Raw genomic sequence first — 23,748 nt, 5'->3', positions numbered from 1 at the left:
CCGATCATGCCTCCGCCAGGGACAACCACGACGGATGCTTGGGTGAGGGGGGGTTAGCAGGCAGCCAGCGCAAACCGGCTCTGGACGTCTTCGGCGGGAGTCTCGGCGTGGGCATGATCCTGGCGGTGCAGGCAGCCAGCCTGGCAGGCACGTGCGCAGGGGCCCAACGCGTCGTCGATGATGGTCTTGATCGTACGGGCACACCGGCCGCACTCCGCGCTGCATCCGAGACAGCCGTAAAGCTGCTTGGGGTTGCGTGGCAGTTCCTCCGCCGTTTCCACCGCCTGGCGGATGTCGTGGTCGCTGAGGACGTTGCAGGAGCAGACAATCATGAACCGTCTAGCCTTCCGAGATGCTCCATCATCGATAGTGATCCGCGCCGGGCGGCGCAAAGGCAAAACAGGTCTTTTGAAGCGATTCCAAACTGCCTGTTCAACCTAGAACGAATCCAAGTGAGACCTGTTGCTGCAGATCAAACCCGGTCAGTGAAGACATGGCCCGGTAGCCCTCGGAAGGGCGGGCCTTCAATCACCGCCACCGCCGCCATCTCCCCCGCCGCCATCGCTACCGCCGTCCGAGCCCCCGCTATCGAGCGGATTACCCATGCTGTCGGTCGCGGAATGACCCGACCAACCTGCCGAGTTGAAGCTGTCGCGATGATCGGAGGAACTGCCTCCGTCTGGGCCGGAAGTATCGCCTCTCGATCGTCCTCGGAATCCTTGCCGATCCGCCGGGGTCGTCAGGAGCAGGTAGAAGAACACCGAGGTCATTCCGACTGCGACAATCAGGCCTATGGCGCTGGTCATGCTTCATTCCGGGTCATTTGCGATACGAAAATCGAACCATTTCTCCTGTCGAGTCGTCCTATGGAGGCTGCCCGTTCATTGAATATTCAAGCGGAGTGTGAAATTTTTCGCGCCGAAAGGTCTTTTCGCCGCGAAGACCCTGTGAGAAAGGTACGGTCATGAAGAAGACACTCACGGCCCTCGTCGCCACCGCCGCGCTGGCCGCATCGGCCATGGCACCTGCCCCAGCCGAAGCGGGGGGCGGTCGGGTTGCTGCAGGCGTCGCCGCCGGCCTTATTGGTGGTGCCCTGATCGGCGGCGCCATTGCTGGCGGCGGTCCCTACTATGGGTACGGCTACGGCCCCGGCTATTATTACGCGCCAGGCCCCTATTATTACGGCGGCCCGGCCTATGTCGCGGATCCCGGCTATGCCTGCTACTGGCAGCGGCAGCGGTTCTGGGACGGCTATGGCTGGCGGGTCCGTCGCGTCAGGGTGTGCGAATAGCGGTTCACCTTCATTAAATCGCTGAAGGTCCACTGGAACTTCGGCCTTCGGCGCGCGGGATGACCAGAAAAAACCGCTTTTCCAGCGCACCTGAACGGACAAAGTTTACGGAGGGTTGACAGATTCGCGTGTTTCCTTGCGAGCTGCCGCCCCTGATCGTGTGTCTGTCACCCTAACCCGGCGTCCGGATCGGGCGCCTCCTCGAGGAGATCGCGGAAGATGAAGAAGATCCTGACCGCCCTGGTGGCGGTTGCCACAATCGCAGGCTCGATGGCCGTGTCTGCACCCGCCGCCAAGGCTGGCGACGTCGGTGCGGGCGTTGCGGCCGGCCTGATCGGCGGTGCGCTGCTCGGCGGTGCGATCGCCTCAAGCCGCCCGGCCTATGGCGGCCCGGTCTACGTCGAAGAAGCCCCGCCCCCGGCTCCCCCGCCGTGCTATTGGCGCCGTGAGCGCTATTGGGACGGTTACGGCTGGGTGGTCCGCCCGGTTCGCGTCTGCTACTGATCGCTATTCTGTTCGATAACACGCAAAGCCCGGCCTCGACGGCCGGGCTTTTGCTATCTGCTGCTATCTGCGCTCAGCGAGCCGCATCGATCGCCTGCAGCACTGCTTCACTCGGCCAGCAGTCCACTTTCAGACCTGCAGATTTCTGAAACGCGCCGAGCGCGGCGCGGGTCTGCATGCCCGCCTTACCGTCGAGCTTGTCTTTGTAGAGACCCACCCGAGTCAGGCCCTTCTGCATGGCCTCGACATCCTTCGTGCGCAATTGTTCGGAGGCCGCCCAAGGCGTCGCAAATGGCAGCGGGCTCGTCATGCGGTCGGCGAGATGGCCGACGAACAGCACGTACAGATCGGAGAAGTTATACTCCTTGATCACGAAGTAGTTCGCCGTGGTCAGGAAGGCCGGGCCATAGATGCCTTCAGGCTGCAACAATGAGGCTGGCTGCGCCTTCTCAGCCGTGCTGAGCCTCTGCCCGCGCACGGGGACGAAGCCGGCGCGCAGCCACTCGCCGATTGGCTTCTTCACCTCAGGCACGCCCATCGTACAGTCGACATTGGCCGGCGCTTTCACCTCATAGGCCCAGCGCAACCCGCTCTGCCAGCCCTTGTTGACAAGCTGCTGCGCTGCCGACGCAAGCGCGTCGGGTACCGAGTGCCAGAGATCGACCTTGCCGTCACCGTCGAGATCGACGCCATGCTTGAAATATTCCGATGGCAGGAACTGCGTGAGGCCGACGGCACCGCCCCAGGATGCCCGCAAATCCTGGCGCGTCACGACATGATCGCTGAGCATCTTCAGCGCCAGGATGAATTCGGTGCGATACTGGTCCTTGCGGCGACCGACATAGGCCTGCGTCGCCAGCACGCGCAGCGCGTCATAGGGCAACTTGTACCGGCCGAAATCGGTCTCCCGGCCCCAGATCGCCAGAACGAACGGCGCCGGCACGCCGAAGCGCCGTTCGATTTCGGACAGCGCCGGACGATATTGTTGCATCAGCTTTTGGCCATACGCCGCAAGCCGTGCGATCCCAGCTTCCTTGATATAGTCGGCCGGGACCTGCACGAACTCGGCCTGGGCTGGAGCGCCCGTCGCCGGACGACCAGGCAGCAGCAGATCCGGCAGCTTGTAGTCGGGCTCAAGCCCGCGCGTCTCGGCCTCGAAGGTCGCGCGGGAGACGCCCTGCTCTTTGGCTTCCGGCCACAGCAAGGCAACGAATTGTGTGAAGGCCGCATCGGCGGCGCGTGATGGTGGCGCACAACATAAGGCGGCGATGGCTATCGCAACGAGCGCCACGCCCCTCATGAGATCCGTCACCGCGTCAACTTCTTGTACTTCAGCCGATGCGGGATGACGCTGTCCTGGCCCAGCCGGCGCATCTTGTCCTTCTCATAGTCCTGGAAGTTGCCTTCGAACCATTCGACGTGACTGTCGCCTTCGAACGCCAACATGTGCGTGGCGATACGGTCGAGGAACCAGCGATCGTGGCTGATGATCACGGCGCAGCCGGCGAAATCCTCCAGCGCTTCTTCGAGCGCTCGCAGCGTGTCGACATCGAGATCGTTCGTGGGCTCGTCGAGCAGCAGCACGTTGGCGCCTGACTTCAGCATCTTGGCAAGGTGCACACGGTTGCGCTCACCGCCCGATAGCGAGCCGACCTTCTTCTGCTGGTCCGCCCCTTTGAAGTTGAACGCCGAACAATAGCCGCGCGAATTGACTTCGCGCTTGCCGAGCAGGATCAGCTCATTGCCGCCGGAGATCTCTTCCCAGACGGTCTTGCTGCCGTCGAGCGCATCGCGCGACTGGTCGACATAGCCGAGATGCACGGATTCGCCGATCGTGATCGTGCCCGCATCGGGCTTCTCCTGTCCGGTAATCATCCGGAACAGCGTGGTCTTGCCGGCACCGTTAGGTCCGATCACACCGACGATGCCGCCGGGCGGCAGCTTGAAGGTGAGATTGTCGATCAGGAGCCGATCGCCGAAACTCTTGGTCAAGCCTTCAAAATCGATGACGTTGTTGCCCAGTCGCTCCGCGACGGGAATGATGATCTGCGCAGTCTGGCTTTGTTTCTCGCTCGCCTTCTTCAGCAGGTCCTCGTAGCGCTGATAGCGGGCCTTGGATTTGGCCTGACGAGCCTTCGGCGAAGCCGCGATCCACTCCTGCTCGCGCGCCAGCGTGCGCTGATGCGCCGCTTCCTCGCGGCCCTCCTGCTCCAGCCGCTTCTGCTTCTGCACCAGCCAGGACGAATAATTTCCCTCGTAGGGGATGCCCTTGCCGCGGTCGAGCTCCAGGATCCAGCTGGTGACGTTGTCGAGGAAGTAGCGATCGTGGGTGACGATCAGGATCGCACCCGGGTAGTTGCGCAGATGCCCTTCGAGCCAGGACACGGACTCCGCATCGAGATGGTTGGTCGGCTCGTCCAGCAGCAGCAGTTCAGGCTGATCGAGCAGCAGTCGGCAGAGCGCGACGCGACGGCGCTCGCCGCCGGAGAGCTTTGTGACGTCGGCATCGTCCGGCGGACAACGCAACGCGTCCATGGCCTGGTCGACCTTGCTGTCGAGATCCCACAGGCCATGGGCCTCGATCTCGTCCTGAAGCTTGGTCATCTCGTCGGCGGTCTCGTCCGAATAATTGACCGCGAGTTCGTTGTAACGGTCGAGGATCGCTTTCTGCTTGGCGACGCCCCGCATCACATTCTCGCGGACGCTCAACTTCGGATCGAGCTGCGGCTCCTGCTCGAGATAGCCGACGCGCGCACCTTCGGCGACCCAGGCTTCACCCGTATAATCCTTGTCGATGCCGGCCATGATCCGCAGCAGGGTCGACTTGCCGGCGCCGTTGACGCCGAGCACGCCAATCTTGGCATCCGGGTAGAATGACAGGTGGATGTTATCGAGCACCTTGCGGTTGCCCGGATAGGTCTTGGACAGACCCTGCATGAAATAGACGAATTGGCGCGCCATCGCGTGTCCTTGGAAACCACCGGATTTACGGAAAATTGTTGCCGCTGATGTAACTGCGCCGCACCCAAAGGGCAACCCGGCGAGCCGGTGTTCGGACCGGGCAAAGATCGGAGAATGCCAGCGCCAAGCCTCCGCGCACCACGGATGACTACGGGATCATAACCATGTGTGCGGTCGATCACGACAATTGAAACCATCTTTTAATCAACTGGGCGGGAAACTCGCTTCCGGCGCGCTAATGCGCGTCCAACGGCGAAAAGCCGAGAGTGACAACAGCGAGAGCCCGTCATGGCGACCCTTACGTCAACCTCCCTGCCCTCTGGGCGGGTCAAACCCGTTGAACCATCCGGCATAGTCGCCGAGATCAAGAGCTTCTGGCGCGCCTTTTTCGCCCAGGCTTTCAGCCCCTATCGGCCGGAACTGCACTATATGCGCGGGCCGGGGCCAGCGTGGCACGCGAAATACGGCAACACCGCAGCCTTCCGCCTGAAGGCCGATCTGGACTGATTTCCCGTCGTCCCGCACCGGCTTTTGAAGCTGGGGTCCTTGCGCAGCGTTCCTCCGCGCGCGACCATCGCGTCCATCCCGCGACGTTTCCCGTCGCTGTTCCACGCCATGAATGGACCTTTGCCGATGACGCGGCTGCGCTGTGCGATCCTTGATGACTATTACGATACAGCCCTGTCCCTGGCTGACTGGCCAAAACTCGGCGACCGCCTCGACGTAACCACCTTCGTACATCCTTTCGCCTCCGAACAGGCGGCGGCCAGTGCGCTCGCGGACGTCGACGTCGTCTGCGCGATGCGGGAGCGGACGCCCTTTCCCCGTCCGCTGATCGAGGCTCTGCCGAAACTGAAACTCCTGATTACCTCAGGGATGCGCAATGCAGCCATCAACATGGACGCCGCGAAAGCGCGCGGCGTGATCGTCTGCGGTACCCAATATGGCCGCGATCCGACCGCGCCATTGACCATGGGTCTGATCCTGGAGCTGACGCGCAAGATCGGGCAGGAGAATGCGCGCATGCATGCCGGGGAGCCCTGGCAGAAGCTCGGCGGCACCGAGATCGAAGGTAAGACGCTGGGCGTGATCGGGCTCGGCAAGCTCGGCACCAAGGTGGCAAGCCTCGCCAAGGCATTCGGGATGAAGGTGATCGCCTGGAGTCCGAACCTGACGCCCGAGCGCTGCGCCGAAGCCGGGGTCGGCTACGCGAGCAAGGACGAGCTCTTTGCCACGGCCGACATCATTACCATCCATGTGGTCCTGAGCGAGCGCTCGCGCGGGCTGTTGAGCGCTGCCGATATCGCGCGGATGAAACCGACCGCCTATCTCGTCAACAGTGCGCGCGGGCCGATCGTGGATGAAACCGCGTTGCTCCAGGCCTTGCAGCAAAAGAGGATCGCGGGAGCCGCGCTCGACACCTTCTCTGTCGAGCCGCTGCCGGTCGAGCACCCGCTCCGCAAGCTCGACAACGTGGTGCTGACACCGCATCTCGGCTACGTGACCGAGGAAAGCTTCCGGGCTCATTATGGCCAGATGGTCGACTGCATCGATACCTGGCTCAAGGGCGGCGAGCCGCCGCGCCGGCTGGCGTGAACCGCTCCCACAAATAAAAACAGCCTCCCGACCGGGAGGCTGTTTTTATTTCAGGAGAGTTTGGCTCAGCGAATCGTCACTGCCGGGGGCAGCGGCTGCATCGTGGCTGGCTGCGTGCCGGGAACAGCCGCCTGGGCCTGCACAGGAGTGGCGGCCGTAGAGCCCGGCACCGGCGCGGCCGAGGCGGTCGCCGTGTTGGCTCCGCCCGGCGGCGGACCGCCCGGCAGCACGACCACGCGGGTGCCGACCTTGACGCGGTCGAACAGGTCGGAAACGTCGTCGTTCAGCATGCCGATGCAGCCGGAGGAAACGAACTTACCGATGGTCGACGGCTGGTTGGTGCCGTGGATGCGATAAACGGTCGAGCCGAGATACATCGCACGTGCGCCAAGCGGATTACCCGGACCGCCAGCCATGAAGCGCGGAAGATAAGGCTGGCGTTCGATCATCTCGCTCGGCGGATACCAATCCGGCCATTCCTTCTTGCGCGAGATCTTTTGCACGCCGGTCCAGGTGAAACCGTCACGACCGACGCGGACGCCGTAGCGCATCGCCCGCCCATTGCCGAGGACCAGGTAGAGGTAAGTGTGCGGCGTATCGACGACGATGGTGCCCGGCGGCTCCTTGGTGACGAAATCGACCTCCTGCCGACGCAGGTTCGGCGGCAGCTCGGCGGGAGCCGCGTCCGGCTGCTCCTCAGGCGGCAGGGCCGCGACGGTCATCGGGCGATTGTCTGGCGTTGCGCCGGCGGGCGGCTGCGTAGCACCAGTGACGGCGGCACCGACACCCTCGGGCGGCCGCGGTGCAGAGCCGTCGCCATTGGGCGCACTGTTGCCATACACGCCACCATAGGGCTGCGGAGACGCCGGACGGTCGGCATAGATCACGGGCGGAGGTCCGGCCGGCCGGCCATAGCGCGGATCGTCAGGCGACATCACCGGACCGGTGGGCGCAGCGCCATAGACCGGCGCGTTGGCAGGGCGGCCGTAGCGCGGATCATCGGGGGAAAGAATCGGTCCGGTCGGGACGTTGCTATAGGCGGGCGCATTCGCCGGTCGGCCATATCGCGGATCGTCCGGCGACAGCACCGGTCCAGGCGGCGGCAATGCAGCTCCGTTCGCATTGGCTTCGTCGTCGGTCGCATCGAAATCAGGCCCCGCGCCGCGCGCGTCCACCGGATAGGGAGTTGGGGCCGGAGAGTAGGCGCCGGGTGCGGTCTGATAGACCTGCTGTGCCTCGGCATGCGAAACCGCCGTCGCGCCCGCCGCCGCCGCGACAGCGCAAATCGTCAGGATCTGTCTGATCATCATTGCCCTTGCAAAATCCCCAAGCCGACCGGGATTGTTATCCGCCAAATGGCCGAAGATAGCGGCGCATTCAAGACAATTTCGACCAACCCTGCCCCATTTCGGCAATTTGTGATCGGTTTCCGTCGTTGCACGGAAGTCTCACGCCGCCAAAAAATCGCTTCCAGCGCCTACGATGGCATTCTGGGCCTTCGAATTAACAAGCCAAACAAGTCGCCTGCGGTAATCTGATTGCAGCCTGATTCGCGACCCGGCAGCAATGGCTGCCCGATCGCGAACGCGGCCATCCCTGTGATCACCGCGTTCCCGCTGACTCGATGGCATCGGCCCGATTGCCGAGGCGAGAGTTCGTCATCCATGCTTCCCGGCTTTCGTTTTCTGCTCGCCGCGATCATCTGCTCGCTGTCGCTTCTCGTCTTCGGCCTCGGCGCCGCCGCGCTGCTGCGGGCGGCCCACGAGCAATTCGCCAGCAATGCGACATGGCGGGCGGCACCTGCGACAGGCTTCGGCACCTTGCTGCCGCAGCCAGATCCGCCGGTTCTGGCCATGTTGCAGGTCGAGCCGAAACCGGCCGATCCGATGGCTGCCCCGACGACGGTGACCGAACTGGCACCCAAGTCGGCAGAAGATACCGTCGGCGTTGTGGCACCCGCCAACCGCCCCGCTGCTGCCGATCCCAGCAACTCGCCCAAGCAGGCCACCGACGCCGCTCCGGTCACAACACCTCCGGAGACGGTAGCGGCGACCGCCGACCAGCCGGCATCTCCGCCAGCTGAGGCTCGGGCCGACATCGCGAGCGTCGAAACCAGTGCTTCCGAGGCCACCCGCAGCGTCCCGACGGTTCCCGATCCGGCCCCGCCGGAAACTGCCAAATCCGCCGTTGTACCGGCCGCGCAGAGCGCCGACGCAACACCAATCGTAACCGAGGCCGTCCGCTCTCAGCCCGACGCAACGTCACCCGCCGCCCAACCGGCTGCGAGCGCCGAGCCGGCAAGCAGCGCGACGGCGACATCACCTGTATCTGCCGCGGCAGAGCCCGAGAGGAAGACGTCGGATCCGATCGCACTGAAGCTCGCGGCACTCGCGGAGCAGTCCACACCCAGCGACAGGCACGCGGCGGATAGCGAGAAGAAGGCATCGGTGAAGGTCGCGAGCGTGCAGTTGCGCCGCAGCGTCGCGAAGAGACGGATCGCCAAGGAACGGGAGCGGCTGGCGGCACGGCGCGTCCAACAGCAGCGCCGCCTCGCGCAGCGGGCGCGCGCGGCGCAGGAGGCCGCGATTGCCCAGCAGCAGCAAGCTGCCAATCCGTTCGGCCCGCAGGCGACCTTTGGTCAACAAGCCGCCTTTGGTCAGCAAGCCGCCTTTGGTCAGCAAGCCGCCTTTGGGCAACAGCCTGGGTTTGGGCAACAGCCCGCCATGCCACGAAGGCGATAGCAGGCGCTTGCATCAGGCCGGTCCGGTCGCGACCGGCGGGCCGGCGTCGAGCCCCCATTCCGACCATGAGCCGTCATAGAGCGCGGTGTCGCGGAGACCGAGCCGGTACAGCGCGAGCGTCAGCACCGCCGCCGACACGCCCGAGCCGCAGGAGGTGACGATCGGCTTCGCCAGATCGACACCGGCCGTGGCGAATGCCTGGCGCAGCTGATCGAGCGGCTTCATCATGCCGGTCGCGGCATCGAACAATTCGGCATAGGGCAGATTGCGGCTGCCGGGGATGTGACCCGAACGCAGGCCCGGCCGCGGCTCAGGCACTGCTCCTGCAAAACGCGGCGCCTGCCGGGCGTCGATCACTTGCTCGGCCTGGCTTGCGAGGTTTGCCACCATCTGCTCGATCTTGCGCACGCGAGCCTGATCGAACGTCGCGGTGAAGCTCTCAGGCTTCGGCGTGACCGCACCGCTCTCGACCGGACGGCCCTCCGCCAGCCACTTCTTCAGGCCGCCGTCGAGCACGCGCACATCGCGGTGGCCGAACGACAGGAACATCCACCAGGCGCGCGGGCCCGCAACCCAACCACCGGCATCATAGATCACGACCGTGTCGTCATTGCTGATTCCAAGACGACCGACGTCGCGGCCGAACTGCTCGGCACTCGGAAACATATGCGGCAGCGAGCTCGAATGATCGGCGACCTCGTCGACATCGAAAAACACCGCGCCCGGGATATGCGCCTTCAGGTAATCGTCCTTCGGCAGCGGCAGCACGCCCGGCATCTTGAAGGTGGAGTCGAGGACTTTCACCTTGGGATCGCCGAGATGCGCGGCAAGCCATTCCGTTGAGACGAGAGGATCGTCGGGTGTGGTCATTTGCGAGACTCCAGCATCGCTTTCGATCGTCATGACCGGATCCGATCCGGCCGTCCATCCTGTGAAAATGATGGACACGCAGGTCAAGCCCGCGTGTGACAGATGTCATCAATCCTTCTTCTTCGGCTCCCATCTCTCCACCGGCCCGCCCGCCTCGCGCCATGCGGCGAAGCCGCCGCCGATATGGGCGACCGGCTTCAGCCCCATATCCTGCGCGGTCTTGGCCGCCAGCGCGGAACGTAAGCCACCGGCGCAGTGGAAGATGAAGGTCTTGTCCTGCTGAAAGATCGGCTTGGCGTAAGGGCTCTGCGGATCGATCCAGAATTCCAGCATGCCGCGCGTGCAGGAGAAGGCGCCGGGGATGCGCCCCTCGCGCTCGATCTCGCGCGGATCCCTGATGTCGACGATCACGACGTCGTCGCGCGTGGCGGCCTCGATCGCCTCCGCAGCCGACAGCGTCTTGATCTCGGCATTGGCCTCATCGAGTAGCGCCTTGATGCCGCGGGTGATGCTCTGGGCCATTCTTGGACCTCCCTGCTCCGTCGTTCCGGGGCGGTCCGCCAGGACCGAACCCGGAATCTGGAGCTAATGAAACAATCTCGAGATTCCGGGTTCGCGGCTTCGCCGCGCCCCGGAATGACCGGATTGAATTAGCGCACCAGCTCCCTCATCGCCGCCTCCAGCCCTTCGATCGTGATCGGATACATCCGGTCGGAGAAGATGCGGCGGATGAGCGTGGTGGATTCCGAATAGTCCCAATGCTTCTGCGCCACCGGATTGAGCCAGACCGCATGCGGATAGGTGCGGACGATGCGATCGAGCCACACCGAGCCCGGCTCCTCGTTGACATGCTCGACCGAGCCGCCGGGCACCATGATCTCGTAAGGCGACATCGAGGCATCGCCGACGAACACGACCTTGTAGTCGTGCGGATATTTGTGCAGCACGTCCCAGGTCGGCGTGCGATCGGTGAAGCGCCGCCTGTTCTGCTTCCATACGCCCTCGTAAAGGCAGTTGTGGAAGTAGAAATATTCCATGTGCTTGAATTCGCTCTTCGCCGCGGAGAACAGCTCCTCGACCTGCTCGACGTGAGAGTCCATCGAACCGCCGATATCGAAGAACACCAGGACCTTCACGGCGTTGCGGCGCTCGGGCCGCATATGCACGTCGAGATAGCCGTGGTTCGCGGTCTCGCGAATGGTGGTGTCGAGATCGAGCTCGTCCGGCGCACCGGTGCGGGCGAATTTGCGCAAGCGGCGCAGCGCCACCTTGATGTTGCGGATGCCGAGCTCGACATTGCCGTCGAGGTCCTTGAACTCGCGGCGATCCCACACCTTCACGGCGCGATTGTTGCGGTTCTTTTCCTGGCCGATCCGGACCCCTTCGGGGTTATAGCCATACGCACCGAACGGCGAGGTCCCGGCGGTGCCGATCCACTTGCTGCCGCCCTGATGCCGCTCCTTCTGCTCCTCGAGACGCTTGCGCAAGGTTTCCATGAGCTTGTCCCAGCCCATGGCCTCGATCTGCTGCTTCTCCTCTTCGGTGAGGTATTTCTCGGCGAGCTTCTTCAGCCATTCCTCGGGGATTTCGGCCTTCTCCATCGCATCCAGAAGGCTCTCCAAACCTTTGAACACGGTGCCGAACACGCGGTCGAACTTGTCGAGATTGCGCTCGTCCTTCACCAGCGCGGCGCGCGACAAGTAATAAAAATTCTCGACCGACTGCTCGGCCAGATCGGCGTCGATCGCCTCCATCAGCGTGAGATATTCACGCAAGGAGACCGGGACCTGCGCCTCGCGCAGTGCTGTGAAGAATTGCAGGAACATGGCTCTTAGATTGCCCGCCTCCGCTGACACGTCAAGGGCTGCGGAAACCTGCAGCACTGGACCGGTCGCCTTTTTGCTCTACAATCGCTGGAACAGAGTTCTGAATGGGGGCTTCCTATGAGTCTTATCGCGGCAATCATCATCGGCGCCATCGCCGGCTGGCTGGCCGGCCTGATCGTGCGCGGCGCCGGCTTCGGGCTGATCGGCAATATCGTGATCGGCATCATCGGCGCCCTGGTCGCAAGCTACCTGCTGCCGGCGCTGCATATTGCGCTCGCCAGCGGCACGCTCGGGGCCATCCTCGACGCCACGATCGGCGCCGTGATCGTGCTCGTGATCCTCTCGCTGATCCGGCGCGCTTGATTAAATCGGTCAGCAATGGCAGCGATACCGCCAGCACAGCGCGCGGCGGAACGGTCGCGTAGCCACTCAACGCAAGTAACAAGACAGGCAACGCTCGATGAAATTTACCGGTACCCAGGATTACGTCGCCACCGATGACCTGAAAGTGGCCGTCAACGCGGCGATCGTGCTCGAACGGCCGCTGCTGGTGAAGGGCGAGCCGGGCACCGGAAAGACCGTGCTGGCCGAGGAAGTGGCGAAAGCGATCGGTGCGCCGCTGCTCACCTGGCATATCAAGTCGACCACCAAGGCGCAGCAGGGCCTTTACGAATATGACGCGGTGTCGCGGCTGCGCGACAGCCAGCTCGGCGACAGCCGCGTCTCCGACATCAAGAACTACATCAAGCGCGGCAAGCTGTGGGAAGCCTTCACCGCGGAGAAACGCCCTGTCCTCCTGATCGACGAGGTCGACAAGGCCGACATCGAATTCCCCAACGACCTGCTGCTCGAGCTCGACCGGATGGAGTTCTTCGTCTACGAGACCGGCGAGACGATCAAGGCGAAGCTGCGCCCGATCGTCATCATCACCTCGAACAACGAGAAGGAGCTGCCCGACGCCTTCCTGCGCCGCTGCTTCTTCCACTACATCAAGTTCCCCGATGCGCCCACGATGGAGCGCATCGTCGACGTGCACTTCCCCAACATCAAGAAGCGCCTGGTCGAGGAAGCCCTGCGCATCTTCTTCGAGGTGCGTGACGTTCCCGGCCTGAAGAAGAAGCCTTCGACCTCCGAGCTGCTGGACTGGTTGAAGCTGCTTCTCAACGAGGACATCGGCCCGGAGCAGCTGCGCGAGCGCGACCCACGCAAGCTGATCCCGCCACTGCACGGTGCACTGCTCAAGAACGAGCAGGACGTGCATCTGTTCGAGCGGCTGGCGTTCCTCAGCCGGCGAGAAGTGTGAGACCTCGACGGGGCGACAACTACGGCCGTCATCGCGAGTCGCCGAAGGCGACGAAGCAATCCAGACTTTCCTTGCGACTCTGGATTGCTTCGCTTTGCTCGCAATAACGAACGCAGGGATCGCAGGTCCGTAGATCGTAGGTCCGCAGGGTGGGTTGAGCGTAGCGAAACCCACCGATAGATCTGCACGATGGAGGTGGGTATCGCTTCGCTCAACCCATCCTACACCACCATCGCCAATCTTCAGCGCTCCACAAGCAGTGACGCCACCCACGAGATCACCGTCAGCACGATGATGACGGCACCATAGACATAGGCCACCATCGACAGCCCGATCCACGGCACCGCGAGCCCGGCGGCAACAGCGGGGATGGCAAACGCCAGATAGGACTGCAGGTAGAACGCCGAGAGCAGCCCGGCGCGCTCGTGGGCGTGAGCCGTCGGCAGCAATGTGCGGAGCGTCCCAGAGAACGTCGCACCGAAGCCTACACCCGCGATCATGGTGCCGGCGAACAGCGCCGCCACCTGCTGCTGCCCAATCCCAAGCATCGAGACCGCGACTCCGACGGGGACCATGCTGGTGCCGCTCAGGATCAGCCGGCGCGCCGGCCAGTTCCGGAACGCCGCGACCGCAACGGCTGCCGTCAGCATCAATGCTGAGACCACGAGGCCGCCGACCCAGGGCGCGTTGACGTGCATCGCCGTCGCGACCACGGTCGGCATCAGCGACAGATAGAACCCGCCGAGCGACCAAGCCGCCACATTGGCCGGCGTCAACCGCGCAAGAACCGGCTTCGACTGCGGGGGGACGGCCACATGCGGACGCAGCGAGGCCAGCGCGCCGTCCTTGGGCGAGCAACTCTCCGGCATGAACCGGAGCAGCAGGAGCAGGAGCAGCGTAAGGCCCAGCAGCACGTAATAGACGGCATGCAGCGGATCGGGAACGAACATCATCAGTGCCACCGTCCCGAGTGCTCCGGCCGTCAGACCCAGAAAGGCGGTGACGCTGTTCAGCAACGGACCGCGCATCCGGCTGGTATCGAGGATGGCCGCGCCAAACGCCGTGGTGCCGATGCCGACCGACAGCCCCTGGACCATGCGCGCCGCAATAAGCTGCCACAGGCCGCCGGCCTCGGCGAAGATCAGCATCGCCGCGGCGTTCAGGAGCAGCGCCACGAAAATGACCGGCCGTCGCCCGACATAGTCGGACAGCCCGCCGACGGTCAGCAGCGCGGCGAGCAGACTCACGACATAGCTTGCGAAGACGACCGTGATCCAGAACGGCGTCAGCTGCATCGATTGCTGATAGAGCCGGTACAGCGGCGTCACCGCGCTGCTGCTGGCCCCGATCAGCATCGCGCCGGCAAAGCTGTATGGGGTCATCGCGGCCAGCGAAAACGCCCGGGCCGCAGGTTTGAGCGTCGCGGATACCTCCACTGCTGGAGCCACCGCTGGGGCCGGACCACCTTGCATGGGACCTCCTAAAGCCAATATATTGCTTTAAGGATAGGTGAACCCGTACGCTAAAGCAAATTATTTGCTTTAAGATCGGCTTCGCTTTTCGCATGGCAAGGCTGCACGGAGCAGGATGGTGGCGGTCAAAGAACGTGTCCGGGTTGGCGGCCGCAGCGCGCGCATCCAAGCGGCCGTGCACGAGGCGGTGAAGCGCCTGAGCGCGACGACCGACCGCGAGGCGCTGACGGTGCCGCAGATCGCCACCGAGGCCGGCGTGACCCCATCGACCATCTACCGGCGCTGGGGCGACCTGCCCGCCTTGCTGGCGGACGTCGCGGTCGAACGGCTGCGTCCGGCCTGCGATCCCGAGGACACCGGCGCGGTCGCGACCGACCTGCGCGCCTTCATCGAGCAATATGCGGAGGAAATGTCCTCGCCGGTCGGACAATCCCTGTTGCGCGACGTGCTGTCGGCCTCGGGCGAAAGCTTTCCCGCGCAATGCTGCAGCTTCACGCGCGCGCATCTCGCAACCATCGTGGCACGGGCGAAGGCGCGCGGCGAACAGCCGTTCGACATCGAAGAGGTGATCGACCACGTGGTGGCCCCGATCGTCTATCACATCCTGTTTGACGACTGCGCGCTGACGCCGGCCTATTGCCGTCAACTGCTGGCGCGGCTGCGGTCGCTGCCCGCGGCAGCCAAGCCCGCTGACTGACCTGGGCCTGCGCCGACGTCGAGAAGCTCTCTCCGTTGCCATTCCGGCGCACCGAACGCGTCCCCCGAATGATGGTGAGCTTGTTGGACGACCGTTCCAAACATGCCATCTCGTTCTCGCGGCACGTTGTGCCCGAGTGATGCTGCCAGTTTGCCCCTTTCGAAATCGAGAGGGAGCAGGGAAGGCCGGGAGCTCGCCGCCCCCATGGCCCGCCTGCAGAAAGAAAAGCAGGCGGCAGTCACCACAGGTTTGGCCGAAACATCCCGGCCTTCCCTGCGCGATGGCTTTACGGCTTACTCCGCGCTCTCCCCAGGGACCGGCTTTCTTGCCCCTGTCGTCCGTGACGCGCCAAACGCATCATCGCGAACTTAGCGCCAGCACCGGGGCGCCAGGACCACGCGGCTTGACCGTGCGTATCGCGCTGTTCGTCGGCGTGAATGAACACGCTGCAGCCCGACACGCCCACCGCATCCCGCACCCAACGTTCGTGACGATCGCGAAGCGCCCCTTGCTCGAGGCGGGATGCACATAGAGAACCACAATTTCTGAAAAAACGAAACAGAAAAATTTTTCGCAGAAGGACTGGACAGGCCGAGTCAGGTTGAAATCGCTGGCGAACTTCTTGTTTTGGAGCACGCCTTGCAAGAGGCTTTTCTCGCTTCACGCGTGCGGCATGTCGACCTGACTTTCCCGCTCCATGCTCCCGCAACAATCTAAATCCCGAGCGACGAGCGCATCATTCTGCCTTGGGCTATAAGCCGGCAGGCCAAGCAGGTGATCGTCGCTGTCATTATTACTTCACGTAGGCAAGTGGGCGTTCCTTGCATGCATTCTGGTTTCCGTTAGGATCATTGAAGATCGACGGCGTTGCATTCCTTACTCATCAACTCAACACCATTATGAGCAACCTCAATGCTGCGGCGCAGGATCCGGAATCCAAGCCGCGCTAGGGTGCGTGACATGGCGCAGAAAAAGAAATTAAGGAAAAAGGCCCTTCCAACCGGCCAGGAGCGCATGAAACGTATACCGCCGACCGAACTCGGTTTGCGGCCGCAAAAATTCGAGTTCGACCCGAAGAAGGCTTATTCGCCCGAGCAATTAGCTGAAATTGGCGCAATCGCTTTGAGGTCGAATCAAATTGAAGCGCAGATCGATTTTATCGGCTCTCACATCCTGTTTTCTAAAACACCGTTCTGGCTGCAAATCGCAACCAACAACGCTTTGAGCCTGAAGGCAAAACTTGCCTTGCTGCGCGAGTGTATGGAACGCTCGACCTTGCTGGATGACAAAGCCAAAAGCTGCATCAACGATTCTTTCGCGGAAGTTCTGCAATGCCGAGCTTACCGAAATGCTATCATCCATCACTACATTTACGACCATGCACAGGGCATAGGTACGTTCGTCGATGACGCGAAAAAGAGCTATCAGATTTTGGTGTCTCTCGACGCGCTGACCACGCTCTACAAGATCATGTGTTCGTTGTTGGATGAGGTGCGGGAAGTCGATTTATTGTTCCGCATGGTAACCGATGCGCAGCGGCCTGGGCAGATGGATCAGGAGACGCGCGTTTTTAAGCCGTTCGACGACAATTATTTGAAGGCGAATATCATCCCCCACCATGTCGAGCGGCTCATGAAACTACAGCGGGAGCGTAAAGAGCTTCATAAGCTGCCGCACTTCCCCGACGCCGATTTGATTAGATCCTTCAATGAGCGGGAGGGAGGAGTCGGCGAGTAGTCGCCATCATTCCCGGCGAAACGCCCATTGCAACGTTTCGAGAATGAGGCTGTCGTGAAATTTTCGTAATGGAAAATCTGCCGGACGTCCGCTCGGGTCATTTGCAGACTCTGTCGAGGGACGCGCGGGACGCTCCCTGCCCCTTGCTTCGGGCTCCCAACGCGAGCGACAGCAGAGGCATCTCCAGCATCAGGGCTCGGCTTGCATACGGACCGTCCGCACCCGGGCCATGATCCGCATTCAGCTCCGCCCGGCGCCGCGGAAGTGCTGCAGCATCTCGGTCAGCGCTGCGCCGATGCTGCCGAGCTCCTCGAAGTGAATCCGGGAGAGCTCAGCTGCCCCGAAGGAGGCGGCGGACCAGCCGGGCTGAACGCAGGGGCGGTCATTCTTCTTCCCCTTCCTCCTCCTCGTCGTCGGTATATTCGCCCGAGAGCTTCAGCCCCTCGATCCCCGTAGCGCCCGTGGACTTGATGACGCGGCGAGCCTGCTTGCCGGTCTCCTCCTGCAGATGACGCGCGAGATCTTCGGAATGCGTGACGATCCAGATGCGTGCGCGGCCTGCAGCGCGCGCGATCAGGCGGGCGAGCGGCGCGAGCAGCGAGGGGTGCAGGCTCGCCTCCGGCTCGTTCAGCGCGATCAGCGGCGGCAGCCGATAACCCATCAGCGCACCGAGCAGGCAGAGATATTTGAGTGTCCCGTCCGACAATTCATGAGCCTGGAACGGCCGCGGCATGTCCGGGAAGGTCAGGCTGAACCGGCACCAGCTGCCTTTGGCCCATGCACGAAGCCTCGCCCTAGGGAAGGCATCATCGATCGCGGCATCGAGGTCGGTCGTGTCCTGGCGAATGACCGACAAGGTCGCCAGCACCGCCGCGAGATCACGTCCATCGGCTGAAAGCGTCGGCGTGGTGATGGCATGGCACGGCTGGCGGATCAGCGAGGCGGCGTCGGTGCGGAAATCGTGATAGAGTCGCCATTCCAGCATCTCGCGCCTGATCGCTTCGAGTTCCGGATAGCGGGCCGCGTCGCGGAAGGAGGCGAGCGCGGTTTCCGACGCCAGCACCGCGGATTTGTGAGTTTCCCGTTCGCCGTTGTCGTTGCGCAGCATGACCATCGGCCCCTTGCGCTCCATCATCACGGCGTCGCGGCGGCCATGGCGAACGACGACGCGCTCGGTCTTGACCAGTGGCTCCAGCCCGAACGCTGCCTCGGTGGGCTGCGACAGGCCGAGTTCGATCTCATAGGAATGCGGCAGCCCGATTTCGAGGCCATATTCGAGTTCGTCGAACTGCGCCTTGAGCACCAGCCGCATCGGCTTGCCATGCCTGCGCCGGCCGGCCCAGAGCACGGATTCGAGGCCGCCCTCCTCAGCAATGGCACGCGTGATATTGCCCTCGGCGGCGGCACGCAGCAGCGCCAGCGCCTTGTACAGGTTGGTCTTACCGACGCCGTTGGCACCGACGAAGATGGTCAGCTGCTCGACCGGCAGCCAGAGATGACGCACCGAGCGGTAGTTCTCGATATGCACGGCTGAGAGCGGCATGACGGGGTCGTCCTAAGCCTCGCGCGAAGCTCGCGGCCTGCCGCCCGCTCCCCCGAGCAGCGTCGCATTCAGCCGGCCGCCCGTGAACAGCATATCGTCCAGCGCCTCCGAAAGGTCCTCCGAGGCCACGACACCGCCGTCGCAGCGCGTGACGCTCGATTGCGCGGTCCGGCGCATCAGCTCTTTGATGAAGGCGGCGCTGGTCCCCGCGGTGCGGGCGACGGCCTCCGCCACAATGGTGTTCGCCAGCGTCAGTCCACCGCCATAGAGGCGCACCAGCCTCTCGCGACCGATCTCGTCAGGTAGCGGCACTTCTATGGCCTGGTCGATCCGGCCGGGTCGCCCGGCAAGCGCGGCTTCGAGCTGCTCGGGCCGATTGGTCGTCAGCACGAACAGGATGTCCGCATTGTCCTTGAGCCCATCCATCTCGTTGAGCAGGGCATTGAGCAGGGGTTCCTCGCAACCGCCATCCAGGGACTCGCGATTGCGCGCAATCAGATCCACGTCCTCGATCACCACCATGGCCGGCTGCAACAGACGCGCCAACGCCATGTAGTGCGACAGCAGCCCCATCTGATCGGCCGTGATGATCAGCGTCGTGTGACCGGGAAGGTTGGCCGCAAGGTAGCGGATCGTATGCGTCTTGCCGGTGCCCGGCGGTCCATACAGCAGAATGCCCTTGCGCGTCGACTGCCCGAGCTTTCGCAGTGCGTCCCGGCTCTCGACGAAGCTGATTACGTTGCGATCGAGCAGATCTAATGTCTGCGTGGGCAGAACCACCTCTTCGCGCCGGACCTGCGGCAGCCGGTGAACCAGGATGCCCTTGGCACGGCCGCGGTAGTTGGCCTCGGCTTCGAGCGACAGCACCTTGCCACGATACGATCGCGCCGCCGCAATCGCCGCCTCCAGCTCTGCGAAACAACGTTGCACCAGATCGAGGCCGTCCTCTCCGACCGGAACGGCGATTTCGACGCAGATGCCGAGCTCCCGGCTGTATTCGCGGTGGAACGACAGCACGACCGCGTAGGGGCAATCGTCCTCGCGGCCCAACCACAAGCCATTGTTGAGGCACCTGATCGGCGCATCCTCGCCGACATCGACCTCCTGAAATTGCGCCGCCGCGATCGCGACCGGATACTGGTTCTCCTTCATCAAGGTCGCGTAGCCGAGCGTCTCATAGCGATACTGGTCATAGAGCCCGAAGAAGCGCAGCCGCGACGCCGAAAACAGTTTGTCGAACGCGATCTGGACGTCGGCGCGCATATGCCCTGGAAACTGTCGCGATGTCGTGACGATCTCATCCTGCTGCCGTCCGGCAAAATGCCAGGCGATCGCTTCGTGAGCATATTTGAACTTCCCGCTCGGCAAGGCATGGGACAGATGCGTGCTGGCAGCCAGAGCGCACGGCGCACAAATGAAACCACGCTCTCCCTTGAAGGAATCCTGCTGCGCCTCACCGCTGCCGCCACACAGCGCGCAGCGAGGCTCGCCATCTTCAGCCGTTGCGCCGAAAGCCATCGTGGTCACCAGCAACGGATGGCGTGCCGCCTCAATTCGCTGCCGGGCCGCCTGCAGCATCGCTTCGGCGACAGCCGTGGGATAGGTGCCGCATACCGCTCTGCCGAGCTGACCGACGCTCGCTGCAAAAGCAGCAGCCTCGATCTCCGAGCGCCCAAAGACGGAACGAAGGAGATCGACGACGAACTCGAACGGAGTCTCGTCGTCATCGTGGAAAATGATCTGCAGATCGCTGATCCCGACCGGACTATCACGCATCAAAAAAAATCCGTGATTGAAATTGCAACCTCAAATGTTCTGATTACGCGCCCTCGCGCACGACTGCAAGAGAGCCCGCGCAGGGAGCTCAGGGATTGCAGCGATCAACGCGCGGGTTAGTCCCCTCCGCGTCACACTGCAGCTTGCGTTGCTTTGTCGCACCTGCATCGGCGTTACTTCGGCTAGCCGTGAACGATGCTCCGAACAGCAGACACACCCGTTCGCGAACTCACAGCACCATGACGGGGCGAAGCGATCCTGATCGGCGAGAGCCGCATGTCGCCGAAGGTGGCCGTCCTGAAGCCGCTCTCCTCCGCCATCTCGATCGGCTCGGGCGGGCCGTTCGGCGCCGAGGGGCCGATTATCATGACGGGCGGCGCCATCGGCTCGCTGTTTGCACAGTGCTTCAGCCTCAGCGCCAACGAACGCAAGACCTTGCTGGTGGCCGGCGCGACCGCCGGCATGACCGCGATTTTCGGCACGCCGATCGCCGCCGTGCTGCTGGCGGTGGAGCTGCTGCTGTTCGAATGGAAGCCGCGCAGCCTGATTCCGGTGCTCACGGCATGCGCACTCTCGGCCGTGTTGCGTCCTTACGTGCTCGGCTCCGGGCCGTTGTTCGCATTTTCCGGGAGTCTGAACCTCTCAGGCTGGGTCCCGCTGATCTGCGTCGGCGTGGGTCTCGTCGCTGGACTGCAATCGGGCCTGCTGACCGGGCTGCTCTACAAGGCCGAGGATCTGTTCGGCGCGCTGCCGATCCACTGGATGTGGTGGCCGGCGCTCGGCGGGCTTGCCGTCGGGCTCGGCGGTCTGATCGAGCCGAGGGCGCTGGCGGTCGGCTATGACGTGATCGGCGACCTGCTCGCAAACCATGTGACGGCCAAGGAGGTCGCGCTCATCCTCATCGTCAAATCGACGATCTGGATCGTCGCGCTGGCCTCCGGCACCTCCGGTGGCGTATTGGCGCCCCTGCTCATCTTCGGCGGATGCCTGGGCTGGCTCGAAGGGCAATACCTGCCCGGCGATGCCAGCGCCTGGGCGCTGGTCGGCATGGCCGCCATGATGGGCGGCACCATGCGCTCGCCCTTGACCGGCGTGCTGTTCGCGGTCGAGCTGACCGGCAATCTCTCTTTGCTCATGCCGTTGCTGATCGCGATCGGCACGAGCTACGCCATCACCGTCCTGATGCTCAAGCGATCGATCCTGACCGAGAAGATCGCGCGGCGCGGCCAGCACATCGTGCGTGAATACGCCATCGATCCGTTCGAGCTGCTGCGCGCCGGCGACGTCATGGTGCGCGATGTCGACACGCTTCCGGCCGAGATGCGCCTGGAAGAGGCGATCGATTTCTTCTCGACCGAGGAGCCGCGCCACAAATCCTATCCGATCCGGACCGAGGACGGCCGCATCGTCGGCATGGTGAGCCGGGCCGACATCCTGCGCTGGCGCACGGAAGCGCCCGCCGGCGAGGTCACCCTCGCCGATCGCTTGTCGGGCGATGCCATGATCTTGGGATATGCCGACGAGACCGTGTCCCAGCTCGCCGATCGCATGGCAGCCGAAGGCGTCGGCCGGGTGCCGATCGTCGATCCCGCCACGATGCAGCTCGTCGGGCTGGTTGCGCGCAAGGACCTGCTGCACATCCGCCGCACCTGGCGGGCCGCGGAGGAGACAAGGGTGGCCTATTTCACCTCGTTCGCCCGCCCGGCCGCGGTGGAGTGATCGGGCGCGCCGTCCCGATCGATCAAAGAATCCACACCCGCATGTGGAACGCGGGACAACCCGCCCTCGCCGCTCGACGCGGCGGCTGCGGCTTGCTAACCGCCTCTCTCTTCGAGGCTGGTCTTGAGTCGGGGCACATGACGGTAGCGATCGAGATGGGGCAGACGATGGCAGGGGGCCCTGCGTCTGTCGACCTCGAGGAACTGCTGGCGACGCGCCTGCTGGTGCAAGGCAATTCGGGCTCCGGCAAGTCGCATCTGCTGCGGCGCCTGTTGGAGCAGAGCGCACCCTGGGTGCAGCAGACGATCATCGATCCCGAGGGCGATTTCGTCACGCTGGCGGAACGGTTCGGCCATCTCGTCATCGATGGCGAGGAGCAGACCGAGCGCGGCCTGGAAGTCGCGGGCGAACGCGCGCGCATCCATCGCGTCTCCACCGTGCTCAATCTCGAAGGGCTGGACGCCGAGAACCAGATGCGGCGCGCGGCTGCGTTCCTGAACGGGCTGTTCGATGTCGGGCGCGACCATTGGTATCCGATGCTGGTGGTGGTGGACGAGGCGCAGCTGTTCGCCCCGGCGGTGGCCGGCGAAGTCTCGGACGAAGCGCGCAAACAGTCGCTGTCGGCGATGACCAACCTGATGTGCCGCGGCCGCAAGCGCGGGCTCGCCGGCGTGATCGCCACGCAGCGGCTGGCGAAGCTCGCCAAGAACGTCGCTGCGGAAGCCTCGAACTTCCTGATGGGGCGCACCTTCCTCGACATCGACATGGCGCGCGCGGCCGATCTGCTCGGCATGGAGCGGCGGCAGGCGGAGGCCTTTCGCGACCTCGAGCGCGGGCACTTCATGGCGCTCGGCCCTGCCCTCTCGCGCCGGCCGCTGGCCCTGCGCATCGGTGCGACCGAGACCAAGCCGCGCAATGCGACGCCGCGGCTGTTGCCGCTGCCGGAAGCGAGCCTCGAAGACGCACGCGCCATCATCCTGGCCGCGCCGCCGCCGGACACCACCCGGCCGCAGCGCCGCACGCCGGCGCCCGACCTGCTGGAGCAGCTGATGGCGGCGAAATCCGCCGCGCTGGAGGCGGCGCCTGAGCCGGCCATTCAGCCGCTCAGCGCCGAGGAGATCGCCGAGCGGCGCGCGCGCGTCGACCGCGTCCTGGTCGCGCTGCTCGCGGAGCCCGAGGCGGGCTTTCGCGCCGTCGGCGTGCTGTATCAGGAATTCGTGGTCCGCTGCCGCATCGAGGGTCTCGGCACCGACGTGCCCGACTTGAGCGACTTCCGCCGCATGCTGGCGCGCGCCCGCGCCGGCCTCGGCGCCGATGTGGCGGAGGACGAGGCCTGGCAGGATGTCTCGCTACGCGCCTCGCTGCTGCCGGAGGACATGCAGGGCGTGTTCATGATGATCGCGCGTGCGGCGAAGGAAGGCCGGCCGTGCCCGAGCGATGCCGCGATCGCACGGGCCTATGGCTCGCATTCGCTGCGCCGCGCGCAGCGCCTGCTGACCTACATGGAGGACCAGGGCCTCATCGTCTGCCAGCTCGACGGCGCCGGACGGCGCACCGTGACGCTGGTCGAGCTCGCCTGGGCCACCGCGCCGGCCGATCCCAACGCCGAGGAGATGCCGGCCGAGCAAGGCTGCGGCTCTTAGATCATGATGCGAGGAAGGAATCGCATCATCTCATCTCTTTCAGAGGCGCAACAAGCCGCCATAAGATAG

20 protein-coding genes and 2 pseudogenes are annotated in these 23,748 nt (G+C 64.0%); 11 read left to right on the top strand and 11 right to left on the bottom strand.

The features are described 5' to 3' along the window. Positions 1 to 53: 53 nt before the first annotated feature. Positions 54 to 332 carry a bacterioferritin-associated ferredoxin gene (locus QX034_RS18790; protein ID WP_315701029.1) on the bottom strand — a complete coding sequence of 93 codons (279 nt, stop codon included), beginning with the start codon at positions 330 to 332 and terminating at the stop codon, positions 54 to 56. A 632-nt stretch (positions 333 to 964) separates the two neighbouring features. On the opposite strand from QX034_RS18790, the gene QX034_RS18785 reads away from it, so the two are divergent. Together QX034_RS18785 and QX034_RS18780 are read left to right on the top strand one after the other, a co-directional pair. Beyond that, the gene (locus QX034_RS18785) at positions 965 to 1,291 is read left to right on the top strand and encodes a hypothetical protein (RefSeq protein WP_315701030.1); all 327 of its coding nucleotides are present in this window, start codon (positions 965 to 967) and stop codon (positions 1,289 to 1,291) included. 219 nt (positions 1,292 to 1,510) lie between these two features. Beyond that, entirely contained in the window at positions 1,511 to 1,795 is a 285-nt protein-coding gene (locus QX034_RS18780) for a hypothetical protein (RefSeq protein ID WP_315701031.1), read from the top strand. 73 nt (positions 1,796 to 1,868) lie between these two features. Here QX034_RS18780 and QX034_RS18775 read toward each other — a convergent pair whose 3' ends face one another. After that, a complete protein-coding gene (locus QX034_RS18775; protein WP_315703083.1) occupies positions 1,869 to 3,095 on the bottom strand; it encodes a lytic murein transglycosylase in 1,227 nt (408 codons plus the stop codon). 8 nt (positions 3,096 to 3,103) lie between these two features. After that, entirely contained in the window at positions 3,104 to 4,756 is a 1,653-nt protein-coding gene (gene ettA / locus QX034_RS18770; RefSeq protein ID WP_315701032.1) for an energy-dependent translational throttle protein EttA, read from the bottom strand. A 288-nt stretch (positions 4,757 to 5,044) separates the two neighbouring features. On the opposite strand from ettA, the gene QX034_RS18765 reads away from it, so the two are divergent. Together QX034_RS18765 and QX034_RS18760 are read left to right on the top strand one after the other, a co-directional pair. Further along, the gene (locus QX034_RS18765) at positions 5,045 to 5,263 is read left to right on the top strand and encodes a hypothetical protein (protein WP_315701033.1); all 219 of its coding nucleotides are present in this window, start codon (positions 5,045 to 5,047) and stop codon (positions 5,261 to 5,263) included. Positions 5,264 to 5,389: 126 nt separating this feature from the next. Continuing rightward, positions 5,390 to 6,352 carry a D-2-hydroxyacid dehydrogenase family protein gene (locus QX034_RS18760; RefSeq protein ID WP_315701034.1) on the top strand — a complete coding sequence of 321 codons (963 nt, stop codon included), beginning with the start codon at positions 5,390 to 5,392 and terminating at the stop codon, positions 6,350 to 6,352. Positions 6,353 to 6,417: 65 nt separating this feature from the next. On the opposite strand, the gene QX034_RS18755 is transcribed toward QX034_RS18760, so the two are convergent. Beyond that, complete coding sequence (locus QX034_RS18755) at positions 6,418 to 7,662, bottom strand: L,D-transpeptidase (RefSeq protein ID WP_315730078.1); 1,245 nt, start codon at positions 7,660 to 7,662, stop codon at positions 6,418 to 6,420. A 228-nt stretch (positions 7,663 to 7,890) separates the two neighbouring features. Here QX034_RS18755 and QX034_RS18750 point away from each other — a divergent pair, with 228 nt between their 5' ends. Beyond that, a complete protein-coding gene (locus tag QX034_RS18750; RefSeq protein ID WP_315762814.1) occupies positions 7,891 to 9,093 on the top strand; it encodes a hypothetical protein in 1,203 nt (400 codons plus the stop codon). Positions 9,094 to 9,105: 12 nt separating this feature from the next. On the opposite strand, the gene sseA is transcribed toward QX034_RS18750, so the two are convergent. The 3 genes from sseA to QX034_RS18735 all read right to left on the bottom strand — a co-directional run bounded on the left by sseA (position 9,106) and on the right by QX034_RS18735 (position 11,789). Continuing rightward, positions 9,106 to 9,963, bottom strand: a complete 858-nt coding sequence (sseA, locus tag QX034_RS18745; protein ID WP_316195666.1) for a 3-mercaptopyruvate sulfurtransferase — start codon at positions 9,961 to 9,963, stop codon at positions 9,106 to 9,108. Between the two features lie 108 nt (positions 9,964 to 10,071). Then, positions 10,072 to 10,485, bottom strand: a complete 414-nt coding sequence (locus QX034_RS18740) for a rhodanese-like domain-containing protein (protein WP_315701038.1) — start codon at positions 10,483 to 10,485, stop codon at positions 10,072 to 10,074. Positions 10,486 to 10,613: 128 nt separating this feature from the next. Then, positions 10,614 to 11,789: a VWA domain-containing protein gene (locus QX034_RS18735; RefSeq protein ID WP_316196095.1), complete on the bottom strand. Its 1,176-nt coding sequence runs from the start codon at positions 11,787 to 11,789 to the stop codon at positions 10,614 to 10,616. A gap of 117 nt (positions 11,790 to 11,906) precedes the next feature. Between QX034_RS18735 and QX034_RS18730 the strand changes: the two genes are divergently transcribed. Together QX034_RS18730 and QX034_RS18725 are read left to right on the top strand one after the other, a co-directional pair. Further along, positions 11,907 to 12,152, top strand: coding sequence for a GlsB/YeaQ/YmgE family stress response membrane protein (locus tag QX034_RS18730; protein ID WP_315701039.1), 246 nt, complete (start codon positions 11,907 to 11,909; stop codon positions 12,150 to 12,152). Positions 12,153 to 12,249: 97 nt separating this feature from the next. Next, positions 12,250 to 13,092, top strand: coding sequence for a MoxR family ATPase (locus tag QX034_RS18725; RefSeq protein ID WP_315701040.1), 843 nt, complete (start codon positions 12,250 to 12,252; stop codon positions 13,090 to 13,092). A gap of 242 nt (positions 13,093 to 13,334) precedes the next feature. On the opposite strand, the gene QX034_RS18720 is transcribed toward QX034_RS18725, so the two are convergent. Next, complete coding sequence (locus QX034_RS18720; RefSeq protein WP_315742771.1) at positions 13,335 to 14,564, bottom strand: MFS transporter; 1,230 nt, start codon at positions 14,562 to 14,564, stop codon at positions 13,335 to 13,337. A gap of 118 nt (positions 14,565 to 14,682) precedes the next feature. On the opposite strand from QX034_RS18720, the gene QX034_RS18715 reads away from it, so the two are divergent. Both QX034_RS18715 and QX034_RS18710 read left to right on the top strand, forming a co-directional pair. After that, positions 14,683 to 15,261, top strand: a complete 579-nt coding sequence (locus QX034_RS18715) for a TetR/AcrR family transcriptional regulator (RefSeq protein WP_315701042.1) — start codon at positions 14,683 to 14,685, stop codon at positions 15,259 to 15,261. 960 nt (positions 15,262 to 16,221) lie between these two features. After that, a complete protein-coding gene (locus QX034_RS18710; RefSeq protein ID WP_315762818.1) occupies positions 16,222 to 16,998 on the top strand; it encodes a hypothetical protein in 777 nt (258 codons plus the stop codon). Between the two features lie 382 nt (positions 16,999 to 17,380). On the opposite strand, the gene QX034_RS18705 is transcribed toward QX034_RS18710, so the two are convergent. From QX034_RS18705 to QX034_RS18695, 3 genes and pseudogenes are all read right to left on the bottom strand, one after another. After that, positions 17,381 to 18,541 carry an AAA family ATPase gene (locus QX034_RS18705; protein ID WP_315762820.1) on the bottom strand — a complete coding sequence of 387 codons (1,161 nt, stop codon included), beginning with the start codon at positions 18,539 to 18,541 and terminating at the stop codon, positions 17,381 to 17,383. 12 nt (positions 18,542 to 18,553) lie between these two features. After that, on the bottom strand, positions 18,554 to 19,804 hold the full coding sequence (locus QX034_RS18700; protein WP_316196093.1) for an ATP-binding protein: 1,251 nt from the start codon (positions 19,802 to 19,804) through the stop codon (positions 18,554 to 18,556). Positions 19,805 to 20,122: 318 nt separating this feature from the next. Next, a pseudogene (locus QX034_RS18695) lies at positions 20,123 to 20,317 on the bottom strand (ATP-dependent Clp protease adaptor ClpS); the annotation flags it as partial. 249 nt (positions 20,318 to 20,566) lie between these two features. On the opposite strand from QX034_RS18695, the pseudogene QX034_RS18690 reads away from it, so the two are divergent. Beyond that, positions 20,567 to 22,036 (top strand): annotated as a pseudogene (locus QX034_RS18690) (chloride channel protein); the annotation flags it as partial. Positions 22,037 to 22,173: 137 nt separating this feature from the next. Then, positions 22,174 to 23,679 (top strand): ATP-binding protein, encoded by a 1,506-nt coding sequence (locus QX034_RS18685; RefSeq protein WP_316165849.1) that lies wholly within the window; start codon positions 22,174 to 22,176, stop codon positions 23,677 to 23,679. Positions 23,680 to 23,748 lie beyond the last annotated feature (69 nt).

It is taken from the genome of Bradyrhizobium sp. SZCCHNR3119, from assembly GCF_032487775.1.
GTDB lineage: Bacteria > Pseudomonadota > Alphaproteobacteria > Rhizobiales > Xanthobacteraceae > Bradyrhizobium.
The sequence above is the reverse complement of the archived record's forward strand: the minus strand, read 5'-3'. Positions and strand labels throughout refer to the sequence as shown.

Coding starts and splice junctions, on each gene's coding strand:
- QX034_RS18790 (WP_315701029.1), bottom strand. CDS start 332: ATGATTGTCTGCTCCTGCAACGTCCTCAGCGACCACGACATCCGCCAG.
- QX034_RS18785 (WP_315701030.1), top strand. CDS start 965: ATGAAGAAGACACTCACGGCCCTCGTCGCCACCGCCGCGCTGGCCGCA.
- QX034_RS18780 (WP_315701031.1), top strand. CDS start 1,511: ATGAAGAAGATCCTGACCGCCCTGGTGGCGGTTGCCACAATCGCAGGC.
- QX034_RS18775 (WP_315703083.1), bottom strand. CDS start 3,095: ATGAGGGGCGTGGCGCTCGTTGCGATAGCCATCGCCGCCTTATGTTGT.
- ettA (WP_315701032.1), bottom strand. CDS start 4,756: ATGGCGCGCCAATTCGTCTATTTCATGCAGGGTCTGTCCAAGACCTAT.
- QX034_RS18765 (WP_315701033.1), top strand. CDS start 5,045: ATGGCGACCCTTACGTCAACCTCCCTGCCCTCTGGGCGGGTCAAACCC.
- QX034_RS18760 (WP_315701034.1), top strand. CDS start 5,390: ATGACGCGGCTGCGCTGTGCGATCCTTGATGACTATTACGATACAGCC.
- QX034_RS18755 (WP_315730078.1), bottom strand. CDS start 7,662: ATGATGATCAGACAGATCCTGACGATTTGCGCTGTCGCGGCGGCGGCG.
- sseA (WP_316195666.1), bottom strand. CDS start 9,963: ATGACCACACCCGACGATCCTCTCGTCTCAACGGAATGGCTTGCCGCG.
- QX034_RS18740 (WP_315701038.1), bottom strand. CDS start 10,485: ATGGCCCAGAGCATCACCCGCGGCATCAAGGCGCTACTCGATGAGGCC.
- QX034_RS18735 (WP_316196095.1), bottom strand. CDS start 11,789: ATGTTCCTGCAATTCTTCACAGCACTGCGCGAGGCGCAGGTCCCGGTC.
- QX034_RS18730 (WP_315701039.1), top strand. CDS start 11,907: ATGAGTCTTATCGCGGCAATCATCATCGGCGCCATCGCCGGCTGGCTG.
- QX034_RS18725 (WP_315701040.1), top strand. CDS start 12,250: ATGAAATTTACCGGTACCCAGGATTACGTCGCCACCGATGACCTGAAA.
- QX034_RS18720 (WP_315742771.1), bottom strand. CDS start 14,564: ATGCAAGGTGGTCCGGCCCCAGCGGTGGCTCCAGCAGTGGAGGTATCC.
- QX034_RS18710 (WP_315762818.1), top strand. CDS start 16,222: ATGGCGCAGAAAAAGAAATTAAGGAAAAAGGCCCTTCCAACCGGCCAG.
- QX034_RS18705 (WP_315762820.1), bottom strand. CDS start 18,541: ATGCCGCTCTCAGCCGTGCATATCGAGAACTACCGCTCGGTGCGTCAT.
- QX034_RS18700 (WP_316196093.1), bottom strand. CDS start 19,804: ATGCGCGCCGACGTCCAGATCGCGTTCGACAAACTGTTTTCGGCGTCG.
- QX034_RS18685 (WP_316165849.1), top strand. CDS start 22,174: ATGACGGTAGCGATCGAGATGGGGCAGACGATGGCAGGGGGCCCTGCG.